This window comes from Zhongshania antarctica (assembly GCF_014202945.1).
GTDB lineage: Bacteria > Pseudomonadota > Gammaproteobacteria > Pseudomonadales > Spongiibacteraceae > Spongiibacter > Spongiibacter antarcticus.
In genome coordinates, this window is sequence record NZ_JACHHW010000009.1 from 86075 (window position 1) to 106741 (window position 20667).

15 protein-coding genes, 5 tRNA genes and 1 rRNA gene are annotated in these 20667 nt (G+C 51.2%); all 21 read right to left on the reverse strand.

All coding sequences use genetic code 11. From position 1 onward, the window contains the following. Positions 1 to 18: 18 nt before the first annotated feature. A complete protein-coding gene (fusA, locus tag HNQ57_RS15325) occupies positions 19 to 2127 on the reverse strand; it encodes an elongation factor G (RefSeq protein ID WP_184464450.1) in 2109 nt (702 codons plus the stop codon). 33 nt (positions 2128 to 2160) lie between these two features. Continuing rightward, positions 2161 to 2631, reverse strand: coding sequence for a 30S ribosomal protein S7 (gene rpsG / locus HNQ57_RS15330; protein WP_008248375.1), 471 nt, complete (start codon positions 2629 to 2631; stop codon positions 2161 to 2163). A gap of 110 nt (positions 2632 to 2741) precedes the next feature. Continuing rightward, the gene (gene rpsL / locus HNQ57_RS15335) at positions 2742 to 3116 is read right to left on the reverse strand and encodes a 30S ribosomal protein S12 (protein ID WP_008248376.1); all 375 of its coding nucleotides are present in this window, start codon (positions 3114 to 3116) and stop codon (positions 2742 to 2744) included. 136 nt (positions 3117 to 3252) lie between these two features. Beyond that, the gene (rpoC, locus tag HNQ57_RS15340; protein WP_184464452.1) at positions 3253 to 7464 is read right to left on the reverse strand and encodes a DNA-directed RNA polymerase subunit beta'; all 4212 of its coding nucleotides are present in this window, start codon (positions 7462 to 7464) and stop codon (positions 3253 to 3255) included. A gap of 80 nt (positions 7465 to 7544) precedes the next feature. Further along, positions 7545 to 11621, reverse strand: coding sequence for a DNA-directed RNA polymerase subunit beta (rpoB, locus tag HNQ57_RS15345; RefSeq protein ID WP_184464454.1), 4077 nt, complete (start codon positions 11619 to 11621; stop codon positions 7545 to 7547). 192 nt (positions 11622 to 11813) lie between these two features. Next, the gene (gene rplL, locus HNQ57_RS15350; protein WP_184464456.1) at positions 11814 to 12191 is read right to left on the reverse strand and encodes a 50S ribosomal protein L7/L12; all 378 of its coding nucleotides are present in this window, start codon (positions 12189 to 12191) and stop codon (positions 11814 to 11816) included. Between the two features lie 54 nt (positions 12192 to 12245). Continuing rightward, entirely contained in the window at positions 12246 to 12773 is a 528-nt protein-coding gene (gene rplJ, locus HNQ57_RS15355) for a 50S ribosomal protein L10 (protein ID WP_008248385.1), read from the reverse strand. 286 nt (positions 12774 to 13059) lie between these two features. Then, positions 13060 to 13758 carry a 50S ribosomal protein L1 gene (gene rplA / locus HNQ57_RS15360; protein ID WP_184464458.1) on the reverse strand — a complete coding sequence of 233 codons (699 nt, stop codon included), beginning with the start codon at positions 13756 to 13758 and terminating at the stop codon, positions 13060 to 13062. Between the two features lie 2 nt (positions 13759 to 13760). Next, positions 13761 to 14192, reverse strand: a complete 432-nt coding sequence (gene rplK / locus HNQ57_RS15365) for a 50S ribosomal protein L11 (RefSeq protein WP_184464460.1) — start codon at positions 14190 to 14192, stop codon at positions 13761 to 13763. 134 nt (positions 14193 to 14326) lie between these two features. Then, a complete protein-coding gene (gene nusG, locus HNQ57_RS15370; RefSeq protein ID WP_184464462.1) occupies positions 14327 to 14857 on the reverse strand; it encodes a transcription termination/antitermination protein NusG in 531 nt (176 codons plus the stop codon). 9 nt (positions 14858 to 14866) lie between these two features. After that, positions 14867 to 15232, reverse strand: a complete 366-nt coding sequence (secE, locus tag HNQ57_RS15375; RefSeq protein ID WP_184464464.1) for a preprotein translocase subunit SecE — start codon at positions 15230 to 15232, stop codon at positions 14867 to 14869. Between the two features lie 71 nt (positions 15233 to 15303). Next, positions 15304 to 15379, reverse strand: a tRNA-Trp gene (locus tag HNQ57_RS15380). A 48-nt stretch (positions 15380 to 15427) separates the two neighbouring features. Continuing rightward, on the reverse strand, positions 15428 to 16651 hold the full coding sequence (gene tuf / locus HNQ57_RS15385) for an elongation factor Tu (RefSeq protein WP_184464448.1): 1224 nt from the start codon (positions 16649 to 16651) through the stop codon (positions 15428 to 15430). Between the two features lie 82 nt (positions 16652 to 16733). Continuing rightward, positions 16734 to 16809, reverse strand: a tRNA-Thr gene (locus HNQ57_RS15390). A gap of 32 nt (positions 16810 to 16841) precedes the next feature. Then, positions 16842 to 16915: transfer RNA gene (locus HNQ57_RS15395), tRNA-Gly, on the reverse strand. Positions 16916 to 16950: 35 nt separating this feature from the next. Continuing rightward, positions 16951 to 17034 (reverse strand) — tRNA-Tyr (locus HNQ57_RS15400). A 93-nt stretch (positions 17035 to 17127) separates the two neighbouring features. Continuing rightward, a tRNA-Thr gene (locus HNQ57_RS15405) sits at positions 17128 to 17203 on the reverse strand. A gap of 35 nt (positions 17204 to 17238) precedes the next feature. Continuing rightward, positions 17239 to 17919 (reverse strand): SPOR domain-containing protein, encoded by a 681-nt coding sequence (locus tag HNQ57_RS15410; protein ID WP_184464466.1) that lies wholly within the window; start codon positions 17917 to 17919, stop codon positions 17239 to 17241. 11 nt (positions 17920 to 17930) lie between these two features. Further along, positions 17931 to 18680, reverse strand: coding sequence for a type III pantothenate kinase (locus HNQ57_RS15415; RefSeq protein ID WP_184464468.1), 750 nt, complete (start codon positions 18678 to 18680; stop codon positions 17931 to 17933). A 2-nt stretch (positions 18681 to 18682) separates the two neighbouring features. Then, positions 18683 to 19651 carry a bifunctional biotin--[acetyl-CoA-carboxylase] ligase/biotin operon repressor BirA gene (gene birA / locus HNQ57_RS15420; RefSeq protein ID WP_184464470.1) on the reverse strand — a complete coding sequence of 323 codons (969 nt, stop codon included), beginning with the start codon at positions 19649 to 19651 and terminating at the stop codon, positions 18683 to 18685. Positions 19652 to 20432: 781 nt separating this feature from the next. Beyond that, positions 20433 to 20548 (reverse strand): 5S ribosomal RNA (gene rrf / locus HNQ57_RS15425). Positions 20549 to 20667 lie beyond the last annotated feature (119 nt).

A 20667-nucleotide genomic window follows, 5' to 3' on the forward strand; every position in this document is an offset into this window, starting at 1 on the left:
GCATAAAGGTTTTAAAAATTAAGCTCTGTTTTTAGCCATGATTTCTTCGGTAACGTTACGCGGCGCTTCAAAATACTTTTCGAATTCCATCGTAAATGTCGCACGCCCTTGGGTCGCACTGCGCAAATCGGTTGCATAACCGAACATCTCTGCCAGCGGAACCTCGGCATTAATAACCTTGCCAGACAGACACTCATCCATGCCCAAGATTATGCCGCGACGACGGTTTAGGTCGCCAACGACGTCACCCATGTTTGCCTCAGGGGTAACAATCTCTACTTTCATAATGGGTTCAAGCAAGACCGCACCGCCCTCTTGAGCGAGCCGCTTTGTCGCCATAGAGGCGGCAACCTTAAACGCCATTTCGTTAGAGTCTACGTCGTGGTATGAGCCATCAAATGCTGTCGCCTTAAGTCCCAGCAAGGGATATCCGGCTAACACGCCATTCTGCATCTGCTCAGCAATACCCTTTTCAATTGCCGGAATGTATTCCTTCGGAACCACACCACCCACAATCTCACTGACAAACTCCAGTCCTTCGGCATTTGAATCCTCGCCCGGTTCAAACCGAATCCAGACATGCCCGAATTGACCACGACCGCCAGACTGACGAACAAACTTACCTTCAATCTCGCAGGTATTGCGAATCGCCTCGCGGTAGGCCACCTGAGGCTTACCGATATTGGCCTCAACACTAAACTCGCGACGCATACGATCAACAAGGATGTCTAGGTGCAATTCACCCATACCAGAGATAATACACTGACCGGTTTCTTCGTCAGTTTTGACCCGGAAAGACGGATCTTCCTGAGCCAACTTACCCAAGGCAATACCCATTTTTTCTTGATCTGCCTGAGACCGCGGCTCCACTGCTACCGATATTACCGGCTCAGGAAACTCCATACGCTCAAGCACAATGACGTTATTTGGATCACACAGAGTGTCACCCGTCGTCACGTCCTTCAAGCCGATGGCAGCGGCAATATCACCCGCCCAGACCTCTTTAATTTCCTGCCTATCGTTGGCGTGCATTTGCACCATACGACCGACACGCTCCTTCTTACCCTTTACTGAATTAACAATCGCTGTACCACTTTCCAGCTTGCCGGAATACACCCGGAAGAAAGTCAGGGTACCCACGAAGGGGTCAGTCGCAATCTTAAACGCCAACGCCGAAAACGGCGCATCATCATCTGCTTCGCGGGTAGCGAGCGTTTCATTCTTGTCGTCGAGGGTACCTTCAATCGCCTTAACTTCGGTCGGCGAAGGCATATACTCAACAACGGCATCAAGCATTGCCTGAACACCTTTATTTTTAAAAGCCGAACCACCAAACACCGGAATGATCTCATTAGCCAAAGTACGCTTGCGAATACCCGCCTTGATCTCTTCCTCGCTCAGCTCACCGCCTTCAAGGTACTTCTCCATCATCTCATCAGTCGCTTCAGCGGCAGCCTCGATCATGTACTCGCGCATTTTTTCACACGCGGACAACATCTCAGCCGGAATCTCTTCGTATTCGAAGGTCATACCCTGATCAGCTTCATTCCAGATAATGGCTTTCATTTTGATGAGATCAACGACCCCGCGAAACTCTTCTTCGCTACCGATCGTCATCTGCATTGGCACAGCGACCGCACCCAAGCGGGTGCGGAGCTGTTCAATTACACGCTGAAAATTAGCACCCATTCGGTCCATTTTGTTCACAAAGACCAAACGCGGCACTTCATACTTGTTAGCTTGACGCCACACAGTTTCAGTTTGAGGTTGCACCCCAGACGAGCCACACAAAACCACCACAGCACCATCAAGCACCCGCAAAGACCGCTCAACCTCAATGGTAAAGTCAACGTGTCCCGGCGTGTCGATGATATTGATACGGTGCTGTTCAAACTGCTGCTGCATGCCAGACCAAAAACAGGTGGTCGCAGCGGAGGTGATAGTAATACCACGCTCCTGCTCCTGAGCCATCCAGTCCATGGTCGCAGCACCATCGTGAACTTCGCCGATCTTGTGCGACATACCGGTATAGAACAACACCCGCTCTGTCGTCGTCGTCTTGCCCGCATCAACGTGGGCACAGATACCAATATTACGATATCTTGAGATAGGCGTTTTACGTGCCACTATGCTTCCCCAATTAAACTCTGGTGTAACTTCTTAGAAGCGATAATGGGAGAACGCTTTGTTAGCTTCAGCCATGCGATGCACGTCTTCACGCTTCTTAACTGCAGAGCCCTTGCCCTGCGATGCATCGATAATTTCACCAGCCAAACGCTGACGCATAGATTTCTCGCCACGGCCACGAGAGTAGTCAACCAACCAACGCATTGCCAAAGCAGTACGACGGCTAGGACGAACCTCTACAGGCACCTGATACGTAGCACCACCAACACGGCGAGACTTAACCTCGACCATAGGTGCAATGTTTTCTAGGGCAGTGTCGAAAGCCTCTAGTGGATCAGTATTCAGGCGCTCTTTAACCAAGTCCAAAGCTCCATATACGATGCGCTCTGCAACTGATTTTTTACCACTGACCATTACGTGGTTCATAAACTTGGCCAGGGTCAGGTTGCCAAATTTTGGATCTGGCAGTATTTCTCGCTTAGCGGCGACGCGTCTTCTTGGCATATCTCTATCTTCCTTTGTCTTCAGGTAAATCCAAACACCGGGCCGCCCTTACAGCGATGAGACGATGGTTTGGCCTTACTTAAGGTCTGTTTAAGTAGCGTTAAATCGAATTACGACTTAGGACGCTTAGTACCGTACTTAGAACGAGCTTGCTTACGGTTGTTAACACCGGATGTATCTAGGCTGCCGCGAACAGTGTGGTAACGCACACCAGGCAAATCCTTTACACGGCCGCCGCGGATCAGCACTACACTGTGTTCCTGCAGGTTGTGGCCTTCACCACCGATGTAAGATGAAACTTCAAAGCCGTTAGTCAAACGTACACGACATACTTTACGCAGTGCCGAGTTAGGCTTTTTCGGGGTAGTGGTGTAAACACGAGTACATACGCCGCGACGCTGTGGACATGCCTGCAATGCAGGAACATCACTTTTAGCCGCTTTACGCTTTCTCGGCTGACGAACCAACTGGTTGATCGTTGCCATTAATTAACTCCAAAAACTAAAGACCAGGGCACCAATGCACTGGCCGACCAACTGCCGAAACCACCGGCAGCTTATAAAAAAAGTGGAGCGCGAATTCTAAAGACGCACTCCACTCCCGTCAAGTAGTCAAATTTACTCAGCCGTTATCGCTGAGCGCCTCTGACAGTGCCGCTTCAACATCTTGTGCTGATACGGTTTTACTCAGTTCTTCTTTCTTGATCTTGCGATCGCGGTGATATGCCAAGCCCGTTCCCGCAGGAATCAAGCGGCCTACAACCACGTTTTCTTTCAAGCCGCGCAGATGATCGCGCTTGCCGGTAACCGCCGCTTCGGTCAGAACCCGCGTCGTTTCCTGGAAGGAAGCCGCCGAAATAAAGGATTCTGTTGCTAGCGAGGCCTTGGTAATACCCAACAATTCACGCTCATAGCTTGCACAAATCTTGTCGGTGTTGTGAAGAACTTCGTTCTCCTCCACTACCCGCACATACTCAGCCTGCTCACCCTTGATAAAGGTTGAGTCGCCAGAAGTCAGAATATTGACCTTGCGGAGCATCTGACGAACGATAACTTCGATGTGCTTATCGTTGATCTTTACACCCTGCAGACGGTAAACGTCCTGAATTTCGTTGACGATATACTTGGCCAACTCTTCAACGCCTTTCAGGCGCAGGATATCGTGAGGGCTCAATGGGCCTTCCGATACAATTTCACCCTTCTCAACCTGCTCACCTTCGAACACGGTCAAAGTACGCCATTTCGGAATAAGCACTTCGTAGTAATCTGAACCGTCAGACAGCGGCTTGCCGTCGGCAGGCGTGATAATCAAGCGGCGCTTACCTTTGGTTTCTTTACCAAAGCTCACAGTACCGGAGATCTCCGCCAAAATTGCGGGCTCTTTCGGCTTACGCGCCTCAAACAAGTCAGCAACTCGTGGCAAACCACCAGTAATGTCACGTGTTTTCGAGCTTTCCTGTGGAATACGAGCAACAACGTCACCGACTTTCACGGTGGCGCCATTTTCCAGGGACACGATCGCATTTTCAGTCAGGAAGTAGTGGGCCGGCACGTTGGTACCCGCCAAGCACAGTTCATCACCATTGGGATCGACCAAGGTCACGGCAGGGCGCATATCTTTACCCGCTGCTGGACGCTCGCCCTGGTCCATAACCGAAATACTGGTCAAACCGGTTAATTCATCAGTTTGACGCTTAACGGTAATACCTTCTTCCATACCGGACATCTTAACGATACCCGCTACTTCAGTAATAATTGGGTGAGTGTGCGGATCCCAAGTAGCAACGATATCGCCCGCTGCCACTTCGGCGCGGTCGGCAACCTTAATCAAGGCGCCGTAAGGAAGCTTATAACGCTCGCGCTCACGACCGCTCTTGTCGGTAATAGCCAGCTCACCAGAACGGCTTACCGCCACTAGGAAGCCGTCTTCACGCTCAACGTACTTCAGATTGTGCAGGCGAGCCTTACCGTCTTGTTTAACCTGAATATTGTCGACTGCAGTTGCCCGCGATGCCGCACCACCGATGTGGAAGGTACGCATGGTCAGCTGAGTACCCGGCTCACCGATAGACTGAGCAGCTATAACACCAACAGCCTCACCACGGTTAACCAAGTGGCCTCGCGCCAGATCGCGACCGTAACAAGCAGAACAAACGCCGTGACGAGTTTCGCAGGTAATTGGCGAGCGCACATCGATCTCGTCGATACCCATCTCTTCCAGCGCGATAACGCCTTTCTCGTCGAGCATCACGCCCGCTTCGACAGCAATTTCGTCGGTGCCAGGAATAAATACATCGCGAACAACCAGACGACCCAGTACGCGGTCACCCAAGGTTTCGATGATGTCACCACCTTCGATAACTGGGGTCATGGTCAGACCTTCGGTCGCGCCGCAATCGTCTTCGGTAATAACCAAATCCTGAGCAACGTCAACCAGACGGCGAGTAAGGTAACCGGAGTTAGCCGTCTTCAATGCCGTATCCGCCAAACCTTTACGCGCACCGTGAGTCGAGATGAAGTACTGAAGTACGCTCAAACCTTCACGGAAGTTTGCGGTGATCGGCGTCTCGATGATCGAGCCGTCCGGCTTAGCCATCAGACCACGCATACCAGCCAACTGACGAATCTGGGCTGGCGAACCACGAGCACCCGAGTCAGCGTAGATATAAACCGAGTTGAAAGAGTCTTGCATCTCTTCCTCACCCTTGCGGTTTATAACGGGCTCTTTAGACAGACCTTCCATCATCGCCTTGGAAACCATGTCGTTCGCACGGGACCAAATATCGATAACTTTGTTGTATTTCTCACCCTGGGTTACCAGACCGGAAGCGTACTGCTTCTCGATCTCAACCACTTCAGCATCAGCGGCCGCAACAATACGCGCCTTAGCTTCTGGGATTTCAAAATCGTTAACACCAATCGATGAACCGGAGCGAGTAGAGTATTCAAAACCGGTGTACATCAGCTGGTCGCCGAGGATTACCGTGGCTTTCAGGCCAACGCGACGGTAGCACTCGTTAAGAATACGAGAGATCGCCTTCTTGGTCATGGCGTGGTTAACCATGTCGAAGGGCAGACCTTCAGGCACGATCCGCCACAACAGAACACGGCCGATGGTGGTGTCAACGATGGAGCGTGTTTCCGTACGCTCGCCGTTCTCACCAAAACTCACCTCAGTCAGGCGGCACTTAATACGCGCCTGCAAATGCGCCAAACCGGTAACATAAGCGCGATGCACTTCTTCTGGGTTAGCGAACACAGTGCCTTCACCAGCGCCGTTTACACGGTCGCGAGTCATCCAGTACAGACCCAATACAACGTCCTGAGAAGGTACGATGATCGGTTCGCCGTTAGCGGGCGACAGAATGTTGTTGGTCGACATCATTAGCGCGCGAGATTCCAGCTGCGCTTCTATTGTCAGCGGTACGTGTACCGCCATTTGGTCACCGTCAAAGTCAGCGTTATAGGCCGCACACACCAAGGGGTGCAACTGAATTGCCTTACCTTCGATCAGTACCGGCTCAAACGCCTGAATACCCAAGCGGTGAAGGGTTGGTGCGCGGTTGAGCAGCACTGGATGTTCGCGAATAACGTCAGCGAGAATATCCCATACTTCTGGCGGCTCACGCTCAACCATTTTCTTAGCGGCTTTAATGGTAGTTGCTAAACCACGTGCTTCGAGCTTGCCGAAGATAAATGGCTTAAACAATTCGAGTGCCATTTTCTTAGGCAGACCGCACTGATGCAGACGCAAGGTAGGTCCAACCACGATAACCGAACGACCAGAGTAGTCGACTCGCTTACCCAAGAGGTTTTGACGGAAACGACCCTGCTTACCTTTGATCATGTCTGCCAAAGATTTCAACGGACGCTTGTTCGAGCCAGTGATGGCACGACCGCGACGACCGTTATCCAGCAGCGCATCAACTGATTCTTGCAGCATACGCTTTTCGTTACGCACAATGATGTCAGGTGCATTCAGATCAAGCAGACGCTTTAAACGGTTGTTACGGTTGATCACCCGGCGATACAAATCGTTAAGATCCGAGGTCGCAAAACGGCCACCATCCAGCGGTACCAAAGGACGCAAATCCGGTGGCAGAACTGGCAGAACTTTCATTACCATCCACTCTGGCTTGTTGCCAGACTCGGCCAAGGCTTCAATCAGCTTCAGGCGCTTGGACAGCTTTTTAATCTTGGTTTCAGAGTTGGTCGCGGGAATTTCCTCGCGCAGACGCTCAATCTCAACCGGTAGGTCAAGTTCCATCAGCAGGTGCATGATGGCTTCGGCGCCCATTTTGGCCACGAAGTCGTCACCAAATTCTTCCATTGCCTCAAAGAATTGCTCGTCGCTTAGCAACTGGCCTTTCTCTAGGGTAGTCATGCCTGGGTCAGTCACTACGTACGACTCGAAGTACAAAATACGTTCGATATCACGCAGGGTCATGTCCAACAGCAAACCGATCCGGCTTGGCAGTGACTTCAAAAACCAAATGTGAGCAACTGGGCTAGCCAGCTCAATGTGGCCCATGCGCTCGCGACGCACTTTAGCCAGTGCAACTTCAACGCCACACTTCTCACAGATTACGCCGCGATGCTTCAGGCGCTTGTATTTACCGCACAGACATTCGTAGTCTTTTACGGGTCCAAAAATTTTGGCACAAAACAAACCGTCACGCTCAGGCTTGAAAGTACGGTAGTTAATGGTTTCTGGCTTTTTCACTTCGCCAAAAGACCAAGAACGAATTAGCTCCGGTGACGCCAAACCGATACGAATAGAGTCAAACTCATCGTTCGGTTGTCCCTGTTTTAATAGACTTAATAAATCTTTCAAGGCCGTTCCTCCGCAAGGGTATTCAACAGGTGCCCGCTACAAAACTGTAGCGGCACCCCTTGCCATCTCGTTGTTGATACTTATTCCGTGTCCAGCTCGATATTAATACCGAGTGAGCGGATCTCTTTGACCAATACATTGAAAGACTCGGGCATACCCGGCTCCATGCTCTGATCACCATCAACAATATTTTTGTACATCTTGGTACGACCGTTCACGTCGTCCGACTTCACCGTTAGCATTTCCTGCAGGGTATAGGCGGCACCGTAAGCTTCTAGTGCCCACACTTCCATCTCCCCGAAGCGCTGACCACCGAACTGAGCTTTACCACCCAATGGCTGCTGGGTAACCAAGCTGTACGAACCGGTAGAACGCGCATGCATCTTGTCATCAACCAAGTGGTTCAACTTGAGCATGTACATATAGCCGACAGTGACCGGGCGATCGAACTCCAGACCGGTACGACCGTCACACAGTTTCAACTGACCGCTGTCTGGCAGGCCTGCTAAGCGTAGCAGACTTTTAATTTCTGCCTCGTTAGCACCGTCGAATACCTGAGTTGCCATTGGCACGCCGCCACGGAGGTTCTTGGCAAGGTCCATAATGGCTTCATCGCTGAAGCTATCGAGATCTTCGTGACGGCCTGCGCCATCGTTGTAGATTTCGCCAAGGAACTTACGAACATCGGCAATTTGACGCTGCTCGCGAATCATTGTGTCAATCTTGCTACCCAAGCCCTTCGCAGCGAGACCAAGGTGAGTCTCAAGAACCTGACCAACGTTCATCCGCGACGGGACACCCAGCGGGTTCAAGACGATATCAACCGGCTCGCCGTTTTCGTCAAAAGGCATGTCTTCAACAGGCATAATGACCGAGATAACACCCTTGTTACCGTGACGACCAGCCATTTTGTCACCTGGCTGAATGCGACGCTTGATGGCCAAGTAAACCTTAACTATCTTCAGTACGCCCGGCGCCAAATCGTCGCCAGTCGTCAGTTTGCGGCGCTTATCTTCAAAACGCTCTTCCAAGGTTTTGCGATGCGCAACCAACTGCTTGTCGGCGTCTTCCAGTGCGGCATTCAAGGTCTCGTCTGAAAGACGCAGCTTGAACCAATCGTCAGTCTTAACCTCAGCCAAGCCAGCAGCAGTCAGGACATCGCCCTTCTTCATGCCGGGACCACTTAGGATCGCCTGACCATCCAAGGCCGTAGACAAACGCGCAAAGGTAGCTTCTTCTACAATGCGATACTCTTCGTTCAGATCCTTACGGAACTGGTCGAGCTGCATTTTTTCAATTTCCAGCGCGCGCTTGTCTTTTTCAAGACCATCGCGGGTGAAAACCTGAACGTCGATAACAGTACCCTTGGTGCTAGTAGGCACACGCAGGGAAGTATCTTTAACGTCAGAGGCTTTCTCACCGAAGATTGCGCGTAGCAATTTTTCTTCTGGGGTTAACTGGGTTTCGCCTTTAGGCGTGACCTTGCCAACCAGAATATCGCCGGGACCGACTTCAGCACCGATATACACGATACCGGACTCGTCGAGACTCGCCAGCGCGCCTTCGCCAACATTGGGAATATCGGCAGAGATTTCCTCTGAACCCAATTTGGTGTCGCGGGCAATACAGGTCAACTCTTGAATATGAATGGTAGTGAAGCGATCTTCTTTCACTACTCGCTCAGAAACAAGGATCGAATCCTCGAAGTTGTAACCATTCCAAGGCATGAAGGCAATACGCATGTTCTGGCCAAGTGCCAGCTCACCCATATCAACAGACGGGCCATCAGCCAAAATATCGCCGCGAACGACGTCGTGACCTTCGCTCACTATGGGGCGCTGATTAATACAGGTGTTCTGGTTCGAACGGGTGTATTTAGTCAGGTTATAAATGTCTACCGGTGGCTGACCAGGCTGAACTTCTTCATTATTTACACGAACAACAATACGCGAAGAGTCAACACTATCAATTACACCGCCGCGGCGAGCAACCACACACACACCGGAGTCAGACGCCACATAGCGTTCAAAACCAGTACCGACTAAAGGCTTATCGGCCTTCAAGGTAGGTACAGCCTGACGCTGCATGTTCGAACCCATCAAGGCGCGGTTAGCATCATCGTGCTCTAGGAACGGAATCAATGACGCAGCAACCGAAACAACCTGCTTGGGCGAAACGTCCATGTAGGTTACTTTTTCAGGCGGCATTACCGTAAATTCGTTCATGTGACGAACGGCAACCATTTCGTCGGTCAGCTCGCCTTTTTCGTTCATGACCGCAGAGGCCTGAGCGATAACTTCTTCAGCTTCGTTGATCGCCGACAGATATTCGATATCGTCGCTTACCTTACCGTCTTTCACCTTACGGTAAGGGCTTTCAAGAAAACCGTACTCATTGGTACGCGCATAGGTCGCCAATGAGTTAATCAGACCAATGTTTGGTCCTTCTGGCGTTTCTATAGGACATACCCGACCGTAGTGTGTCGGGTGAACGTCGCGGACTTCGAAGCCAGCGCGCTCGCGGGTCAGACCACCGGGTCCAAGCGCAGAAACACGGCGCTTGTGGGTGATTTCTGACAGCGGGTTGTTTTGGTCCATAAACTGAGACAGCTGTGACGAGCCAAAGAACTCTTTAACTGCAGCTGCAACCGGCTTGGCATTGATCAGGTCCTGAGGCATCAGACCTTCACTTTCGGCCATAGACAGACGCTCTTTAACCGCGCGCTCTACCCGTACCAGACCAACACGGAATTGGTTTTCAGCCATTTCACCCACGGAGCGAATACGACGGTTACCGAGGTGATCGATATCGTCGACGATGCCCTTACCGTTACGAATGCCAACCAGCATTTTCATAACAGCGATGATGTCGCTTTGGTCCAAGGTGCCGGAGCCCAAAATTTCTTCACGGCCTACGCGACGGTTGAACTTCATCCGACCAACGGTAGACAAGTCATAACGCTCTGGCGAGAAGAATAAGTTCTGGAACAAATTCTCAGCCGACTCTTTAGTTGGCGGTTCACCAGGACGCATCATGCGATAGATTTCGACCAATGCCTCCAACTGGGTATTGGTCGGGTCAGCGCGCAAGGTATCACTTACGTAAGGACCACAATCCAATTCGTTGGTATACAACGTGTCGATTTCCTTAACATCAGCTTCTTCAAGCGCAGTAAGGATTTCGGCGGTAATCAAGGTATTACAAGTAAAGAGCACTTCGCCGGTCTTTTTGTCGACAATGTCTTTAGCCAGCGCGCGGCCAACCAAGTATTCAACCGGTACTTCTAACTCTTTCAGGCCTGACTTTTCAATCTGGCGGATATGGCGCGCAGTAATACGGCGGCCGGTCTCAACGATGACCTCACCGTTCTTAGCAGCAATATCAAAGGTCGCAACTTCACCGCGCAGGCGCTCAGCGATCAATTCGATAGTAAAGCCGCCTTTTTTGGCAACCTTAAAGGTGTTAACGTCGTAGAAGAGCTCAAGAATCTCTTCTGCCGTCATACCCAATGAACGCAGCAAAATCGTGGCCGGCAATTTACGACGGCGATCGATACGCACAAACACCATGTCTTTCGGGTCGAATTCGAAATCCAACCAAGAACCACGGTAGGGAATGATCCGCGCAGAGTACAGCAGCTTGCCCGATGAGTGAGTTTTGCCTCGATCGTGATCGAAGAACACACCCGGTGAACGGTGTAACTGGGAAACAATAACTCGCTCAGTACCATTAATAACGAAGGTACCGTTTTCCGTCATCAGTGGGATTTCGCCCATGTAGACTTCTTGTTCTTTAATATCTTTGATGCTTTTGTTGGCCGATTCGCGATCATAGATGATCAAACGAACTTTGACTCGCAGCGGCACAGAATAAGTCACACCGCGCAGCTGGCACTCATTCACATCGAAGGCCGGCACGCCAAGTACGTAATCGACATACTCCAACGCAGCATTGCCGGAGTAACTCACTATCGGGAATATTGATTTAAATGCGGCGTGTAAACCATACTCGCCGCGCTCACCGGCAGGGACACCCTGCTGGGTGAACTTCTTGTAAGAATCCAGCTGAATCGCAAGGAGATAGGGCACGTCCATGACGTGCGGCATCTTGCCAAAATCCTTACGGATACGTTTTTTCTCAGTGTACGAGTAAGCCATCAGTACTCCCCAGCATCATTTCTTGACCCCGTCGCGACCGGCGACGGCATCGTTAGTACGGCAGTTTTTCATCTGCCGCTAGCCAGCTCCCAAAGGAAACCGACTGTAATATCTCAAATAACAGCAAAAGGCCGGCGGGATTAACCCACCAGCCTCGCTTGAGATTGACCTGCAAGCAGGCCAACAAGCAACTTACTTAAGCTCGACGCTAGCGCCAGCTTCTTCAAGTTCTTTCTTCGCAGTCTCTGCATCAGCCTTAGAAGCAGCTTCTTTAATAGTAGAAGGCGCGCCGTCTACTAATTCTTTAGCTTCTTTCAGACCCAGACCAGTGATAGTGCGGACTGCTTTGATAACGTTAACTTTCTTCTCGCCAACAGCGGTCAGAACTACGTCAAATTCAGTCTGCTCTTCAGCGGCAGCGCCAGCTTCAGCAGCGGCAGCTGGTGCAGCAGCAACAGCCGCAGCAGCAGTAACGCCAAACTTCTCTTCCATCGCTTCGATCAGACCAACTACGTCCATTACGCTCATTTCAGCGATTGCATTCAAAATATCGTCTTGTGACAGAGCCATGTGAAACTCCCTACTGTGTCAATTACTTAAAGAAAAACCATTAATACGCTGCGCTTACGCAGCTTCTTTCTGCTCGCGAACTGCAGCTAGAGTACGAACCAATTTTCCGGGTACTTCGTTCAGTGTACGTACCAGTTTCGTAGCCGGTGCTTGCATAACGCTCATCAACATAGAGAGCGCCTGGTCGCGGGTCGGCAATTTCGCCAGTACATCTAACTGATCTGGGCCCATCAATTGGCCACTGACTGCCAGTGCTTTTACTTCAAATTTAGCATTTGCTTTCGCAAAGTCTTTGAAGATACGCGCCGCCGCACCGGGATCTTCCATCGAGAAAGCTAGCAGAGAAGGACCTTTAAAGGCCGACTCTGCGCACTCGAATTCAGTTCCCTTCAGCGCTAATTTCGCAAGAGTGTTACGCACTACACGCACACTTACTTGTGATTCTCGCGCCAATTTGCGGAGCTCAGTCATTTGGCCTACTGAACACCCACGGGCGTCAGCAATAACCAATGACAATGCACTCGCAGCAGTCTCGTTAACATCAGCTACTATCGCTTTCTTGTCGTCGAGTCTTAATGCCACTTGGATAACTCCTGGATTTGTCAGTTATTTACCGTAGACTCAAAACACGAGGTTTCAAGTCATTTGCTGGAGAACAAATCCACTCCACCATCTGCGTAGGCCAATGCCGGTAAACGTTGACGAATCAACACATCGATTAAGGGGTAAGTCTAAATAACCCAAACCCCGCCTACGGTCTTTGATGGTCTCTGTCTTTTGACACAGTAGGTCAGCTGTCAAAGACCACAAAGCCTATAAAACAACCTCCGAAAAGGTCGCCTCATTTAGAACGACTAGCGTCCTAAAATTATTTTGCCGACAAGCTCGCCATATCGATTGCGATACCGGGACCCATCGTTGAAGAAAGAGTTACTTTCTTCATATAAACACCCTTGGCTGACGACGGCTTGCCTTTACGCAAATCGCTCAACAATGCCTCAAGGTTATCCTTGAGCACATTGGCTTCAAAGCTGATGCTGCCAATCGCGCCATGGATGATACCGTTTTTATCTGTACGGTAGCGAACCTGACCTGCTTTAGCATTTTTAACCGCAGTCTCTACGTCTGCAGTCACGGTACCCGTCTTTGGGTTAGGCATCAGGCCACGCGGACCAAGTACTTGACCCAACTGACCGACAACGCGCATTGCATCAGGAGACGCAACAACCACGTCAAAGTCCATCATGCCGCCTTTAACTTGGGCAGCCAAATCATCCATACCAACAAAGTCAGCACCGGCTGCTTTCGCTTTCTCAGCGTTTTCACCTTGAGTAAATACTGCTACGCGAACAGTTTTTCCCGTGCCGTGGGGCAGAGTAGTTGCACCGCGAACCGCCTGGTCAGATTTACGCGCATCAACACCAAGGTTGATTGCAACATCAATTGCTTCAGGGAATTTGATTACTGATACTTCTTTAAGCAGCGCTACGGCTTCTTCGAAGCTGTACTGCTTACCAGCTACCACTTTTTCGCGGATAGCTTTTTGACGCTTAGTGAGCTTAGCCATGATTACAGACCCTCAACTTCAATACCGGCGGCACGGGCACTGCCCGCAATAGTGCGCACTGCTGCATCCATATCAGACGCAGTCAAATCTGCCATTTTAATAGTGGCGATTTCTTCAAGCTGGGCGCGAGTCACTTTACCGACTTTCTTGGAGTTAGGTGTACCAGAGCCACTAGTTACGCCCGCAGCCTTCTTCAACAAGAACGAAGCTGGTGGAGTCTTAGTCACAAAGGTGAAACTACGATCTGAATAAACAGTGATCACAACAGGAATTGGCATGCCAGCTTCTAGGCTCTGAGTTTGAGCGTTAAAGGCTTTACAAAATTCCATGATGTTAACGCCGTGCTGACCCAGTGCGGGACCAACTGGCGGACTTGGGTTGGCCTTACCAGCAGCAACCTGAAGCTTTATATAAGCTTGTACTTTCTTAGCCATAACTTCCTCCTAGTGGGTACAAACGCCTTGCGATTTAAAAATCGACAATCAGCTCCCCGGTTTAAACTGCTCGACTATCAACACTGACTAGCTAGCAACATTTCATTTGCAGCGCGTACGACGCACGGCAATTTTTACGCCTTTTCTACCTGCGCAAAGTCCAGCTCAACCGGCGTTGACCGGCCAAAGATAAGAACCGCGACATGCAGACGGTTTTTCTCGTAATTTACTTCTTCAACAACACCGTTAAAGTCATTAAACGGTCCATCGATAACCCGTACCATTTCACCCGGTTCAAACAAGGTTTTAGGCTTAGGCTTGTCACCACTTTCGACGCGCTGCAATATCGCTTGCGCTTCTTTTTCAGTAATAGGCGCCGGCTTGTCGGCCTTGCCACCAATAAAGCCCATTACCCGCGGCGTTTCTTTAACCAAATGCCAAGTGTCGTCGCCGAGTTCCATTTGAATCAGCACGTAACCTGGAAAAAATTTGCGCTCACTTTTGCGCTTCTGACCACCACGCATTTCAATGACTTCTTCGGTCGGAACCAAAACATCACCAAAACGGTCAGCAAAACCTGACAGCTCAATGCGCTCTTTTAGTGCCAGAGCCACTTTCTTTTCATACCCAGAATAGGCGTGTACAACATACCAGCGCTTTGTCATGCCCTACCTCTAGCCGATAACCATGGATGCCAACCAACCCAACAGAGTGTCTAAGCCCCACAGAATCAATGCCGCAACTACTACAAACGCCACAACAATCAGCGTGGTTTGGGTGCTTTCCTGACGCGATGGCCAGACAACCTTGCGAATCTCAGTGCGCGCGCCTTTGAGCAACTCAAAAAAGGCCTCGCCCTTAACTGTACCGTAAGCGATATACCCCGCAACCAGCGCCAACACCAATAAGGCGATAACACGGTAAAGCAGAGACTCGCTAGAGAAATATATATTGCCGCCAACACCGCCGGCCACTAACAGAGCTACTAGGCTCCATTTCAGACCGTCGAATCGACCAGCGTCTTCCGCCTTAGCACTCATTGTTAAAACATTTCCCTTTTCCGCTAAGCGCAAAACACCACTACGCATACGCGAAGCGGTGTCAACGTAAATGGCAGGCCAGGAGGGACTCGAACCCCCAACAGCCGGTTTTGGAGACCGGTGCTCTACCAATTGAACTACTGGCCTACAAGTGCCGGGCCTACAAGCCCGGACTTTAACCCAATATTGCCGGGCTTATTCTACGATTTTAGCAACAACGCCGGCGCCAACAGTACGGCCACCTTCGCGAATTGCAAAACGCAGACCTTCTTCCATCGCGATTGGCGCAATCAAAGTTACGTCCATTTTCACGTTGTCGCCAGGCATAACCATTTCAGTACCTTCCGGCAGCTCACATGCACCAGTTACGTCCGTGGTACGGAAGTAGAACTGAGGACGGTAGCCTTTAAAGAACGGCGTGTGACGGCCACCCTCTTCTTTGGACAGTACGTATACTTCACCTTCGAAACGAGTGTGAGGCGTGATTGAACCGGGCTTAGCCAGTACTTGGCCACGCTCTACGTCGTCGCGCTTAGTACCACGCAGCAACACACCTACGTTCTCACCAGCGCGACCTTCGTCAAGCAGCTTGCGGAACATTTCAACACCAGTACATACGGTCTTGGTGGTGTCGTGAATACCAATGATCGCAATCTCATCACCGGTGCGCAGAATACCACGCTCAATACGGCCAGTTACTACTGTACCGCGACCAGAGATTGAGAATACGTCTTCAATCGGCATCAGGAACGGCAGGTCAATTGCGCGCTCTGGCTGTGGAATATAAGAATCCAAAGCTTCGATTAATTTCTTAACAGCAGTGGTGCCCAGCTCGTTATCGTCCTGGCCATTCAGTGCCATCAGTGCAGAACCCGCAATAATGGGGGTATCGTCACCTGGGAATTCGTACATATCGAGCAGCTCACGCAGCTCCATTTCAACCAATTCCAGCATTTCATTGTATTCTTCGCTGCCCACACCGCCGCAATCTTCAGCCAGCAGGTCAGCTTTGTTCAGGAATACAACGATGTAAGGTACACCAACCTGACGTGACAGCAGGATGTGCTCGCGCGTCTGCGGCATTGGGCCGTCAGTGGCGCCACATACCAGAATCGCGCCATCCATCTGCGCAGCACCAGTGATCATGTTTTTTACATAATCAGCGTGACCCGGGCAGTCAACGTGCGCGTAGTGACGAGTAGATGAATCATACTCGACGTGAGAGGTCGCAATGGTGATACCACGTGCACGCTCTTCAGGTGCATTATCGATACCATCAAACGCCACTGCCTTACCGCCATACACTTCCGCACATACACGGGTCAGTGCTGCAGTCAGCGTGGTTTTACCATGGTCAACGTGACCGATGGTGCCCACGTTCAAGTGGGGCTTATTACGTTCAAACTTTTCCTTTGCCATTGCGACAGTCTCCTAGCGGACCTTTCGTCTAGTCACTACAAAAAGACAAAAGCCGACCAATCAGCTTTTGCCGCCAAATTAATGGAGCTCATAAGCGGATTCGAACCGCTGACCTCTTCCTTACCAAGGAAGTGCTCTACCGACTGAGCTATATGAGCACCGCAATTCACACCCTTACACCTGCCCATACTGGAGCGGGTAGCGGGAATCGAACCCGCACCATCAGCTTGGAAGGCTGAGGTTCTACCATTGAACCATACCCGCTGAAATCATTGTTTTCTGGCAAGTCTAGCAATTAATGGTGGAGGGGGGTGGATTCGAACCACCGAAGCTCGCGCGTCAGATTTACAGTCTGATCCCTTTAGCCACTCGGGAACCCCTCCCCAAGAAAATGGAATAATTTGTTTTAGTTCAAATATCTATCGCCCAAAACTAATGGCCGAATGATCAATACTTACCCCGCAACAAAAAATATGTGGAGCTGGCGAGAGGAGTCGAACCCCCGACCGGCTGATTACAAGTCAGCTGCTCTACCAACTGAGCTACGCCAGCAAACTACCACGTCGCTTCCAAACGAGGGGCGCATTCTAGTCGAACTGTTTATAAGACGCAATCAAATTACAGTCTTTTTCACCTAGCTTTTTATTATCATCCTCCAGCTTAGCCATTACCGACTCAGCGCGCCCATACTCACCACCACCGCGCTCACCGCGAAACACCAGCCAATAACGGTTAGCCAGCTTTGCAATCCGGCGTATTTTGGCGTCATAATTTTTTTTACTTAAACCCTTGGCATGCGTGGCTGCGCGCTCGGCATCGGTAAAGACCCCCAAGGAAATGGCATTTTCTAATTCGCCTTTGCGAATCACAAAGTTATCAATCCGCTTCGCCCTTAACTCACCACCCGCCTTGGTCGCCACCGCCAACGATGAATAAGGCCCAAGATAGACCCAGTAGTCCGCACCGCGCTCGTACTCCTCAAGATACACCCCCAGACCAGACAAGCGCGCCCGATCCGACCCGAAATCAGCCTCATCCGAATACGGCCCCAAAACCAGACACGCCTGCTCCGGCGGGCGTGGCGCTGCGACAGCAGCGCGCGGAGGCGGCTCTACCACCCCCTTATTCCGCTCTGCCAACAACTGTATATTTCCACCACCAGAAGCCAAGTCCAAACGCTCAGACAGCACATCAAAACCCTGCTCGGATTTATGCGCAAGGTAAAACACCCCATTGAGCATAACAATCAACACAAAAAACCAGCGCACTTATCTCTCCCTCAGCATGACGCCAACACTGGCGCAAGCCCATCTAACACCAGCTCTTCGCAGTACTGCCAATGGCGAGCATATTCGCCAGCCACCACCATCAACCCCTGAGCATCCCCGCCGGTCACAAACACCTCTAAAGACCCCTGAGTGGCCTCTGCCAGGGTAATCGCAGCCTGAACCGCGCCATATTGGGCCAACCACTTTCCGTGATGAACGCAACTCTCGGTATCCTTGCCGGGCGCCAGACTTTGCTTATCTGCACCATCAAATCGAACCCGCCCGGTATGTTCCGCCAAGGCCCGAGCCGACATTGCGACACCGGGAATAATATACCCACCCTGATGCATGCCGCCGCCATCAACAATATCAATGGTCAGGGCGGTACCAGCATCCACGACCACACAAGCGCTTCCACAAACCCCAAAGGCGGCAACCATTGCCAGCCAGCGATCAACGCCCATCCGAGAAGTATCGCCATAACTATTGCGCACACCACGGCAAAAAGCCTGACTAACAGCCAACTTAACCGGCACGCCTGAAGCCGCAAGTATATGCATCAAGGGCTCATCGCGCTCAACAGAACCGACTGAGGCAACCTTGATATCAGTCAAATTTTCCAGAGAGAGCTCATCAAGCAACAACCCCAGTGCAGCCGGCGAGCTTGCAACACGCCCGCCTTGCAGGCGCCCCGACTCGCTCATAAGCCGCCATTTCAGCGCACTATTGCCCACATCCAACTCTAGACTTACTGCCCCCACACTCAAGCGCCTCGCAAACTAACTTCACCGCCGCGGAAAACCCGCTCACCAGCGTCGGTCTCAAGCACTAAGCCGCCACTGGCATCGACCCCGCGCGCGACCCCCTGAATTGCGTTATCACCCAACTGAACCTGTACCGACTTACCCGCAAAGACATCAAATTTTCCCCACTCCTCACGAAGATAGGTAAAACCGTCACGAGTGAATTCGGCCTGCACTTTTAGGAGCTCCGCAATAAGCGTCGCGGCTAGCTCATTACGCGCGACATTACCAACTATCATCTGAAGGTCAGTCCAAGGCTGCGTGATCGCCTCCGTATCGCAGCCCGCCAAATTAACGTTCAAACCAACGCCAACAATCACCTGACACAAACCGGAGGGATCACCTTGCATTTCGAGCAAGATACCCGCTAACTTCTTATTATCGTGCAAGACGTCATTAGGCCACTTTAAACCAGCGCCATCCACACCCAAATGCCCTAAGGCTCGCACCACCGCCAAACCAACCGACAGACTTAAACCCTCTAACGCCGCCGCGCCAGATTGAAATTCCCACACCATAGAAAGGTATATATTGCGACCAAAGGGGCTGCGCCAGGCCCGCCCGCGGCGTCCTCGACCAGCAGACTGCTGCTCAGCAAAACAGCAATAATTTGCGCCTCGCCCTGTACGAATCGCCTCAGCCGCCGCGTCATTCGTCGACCCTATTAGCGGGAAAATATCAAGCTCACCCAAGGCTGACGCCGCCGATTCTGGCAACAAGGAACGAATCTTGTCGGCCCCAAGCAAATCCAAACCGCCAGCTAGCCGATACCCCCGACCTTTTATTGACCCTATCGGAAGCTCAAGCACTTCGAGCTTGTGCAATTGTTTCCAAACGCCTGCGCGACTAATTCCAAGCTGCGCACCCAGCTCCTCGCCAGAGTGATATTCACCATCAGCCAAAATCGTCAACAATATTGAATTATCCACACCAAAAACCCGCTACTTAATCGCCTCGGATCATAGCAGACAACCAAGAACTAGCCCAAGAATAGCGATAAGCGCGGCATAAAGGCGGCCAGACACGAATGTGGCCTGCCAGCCCCGCGCAAGGGCCACGACCCGATTAATCAAGCAACACCACAGAAAGACAATCTAACATGTTGATAACAACTTACGCGCATTTAGCCACCAATGGAGGCATTTTCTCTACAACCTTTTAATAGGACCTCCATCACACGCCTGACGCAACCCTGACCGACATCGAACGAGCCAACACCGAACGAGCCAACACCGAACGAGCCAACACCGAAAGCCGTGAATGCCGAATACTGAAAAGCACTAACTGACTACCCAGCCGAGATTTTTATTAGGGCGCGGGAGACAGTGAACGCAGAATGCCTCGGATATGCGTTACGAGAGACGGAAGACGCTAAAACTTAAAAGCCCCAGCAGGGTTTCCTGCTGGGGCTTTTTTGTGGGTATTGCGTAAGGCGGGGAACCGGAGACTTGGTGTTGATTTTATCTTTTGCGCCTTCCGTCTCCCGTCTAGCATTGAGCTGCCGCGGGTACTGCGGGCTTTAAAAAGACTTACGACAGTCGCACTAAATAAAAACCCGTCCAGCATAAGCTGAACGAGGTGTCAGTGTGGCCCGCGAGCGTTAGCGAGTGCCGTGGCCATGACCTACGTAGGTCATCGCCTGGTGGAACCCACTTCCAGCGGCCCATAAAAAAACCCGAGACTCTAATGAATCTCGGGTTTTAAATTAAAGCCTGGCGATGACCTACTCTCGCATGGGGAAACCCCAAACTACCATCGGCGATGACACGTTTCACTTCTGAGTTCGGGATGGGATCAGGTGGTACCATGTCTCTATGGTCGCCAGGCAAACTGGCTTGGTTAAATGAGAAGTCTTACGTGCCTAGGCACTGCGTCATTCAATCCAAATAAGGTGGTAAATAAGCTGATATAAACAAGTTTTCTCATGTGTGTAGCTCTCGCTACT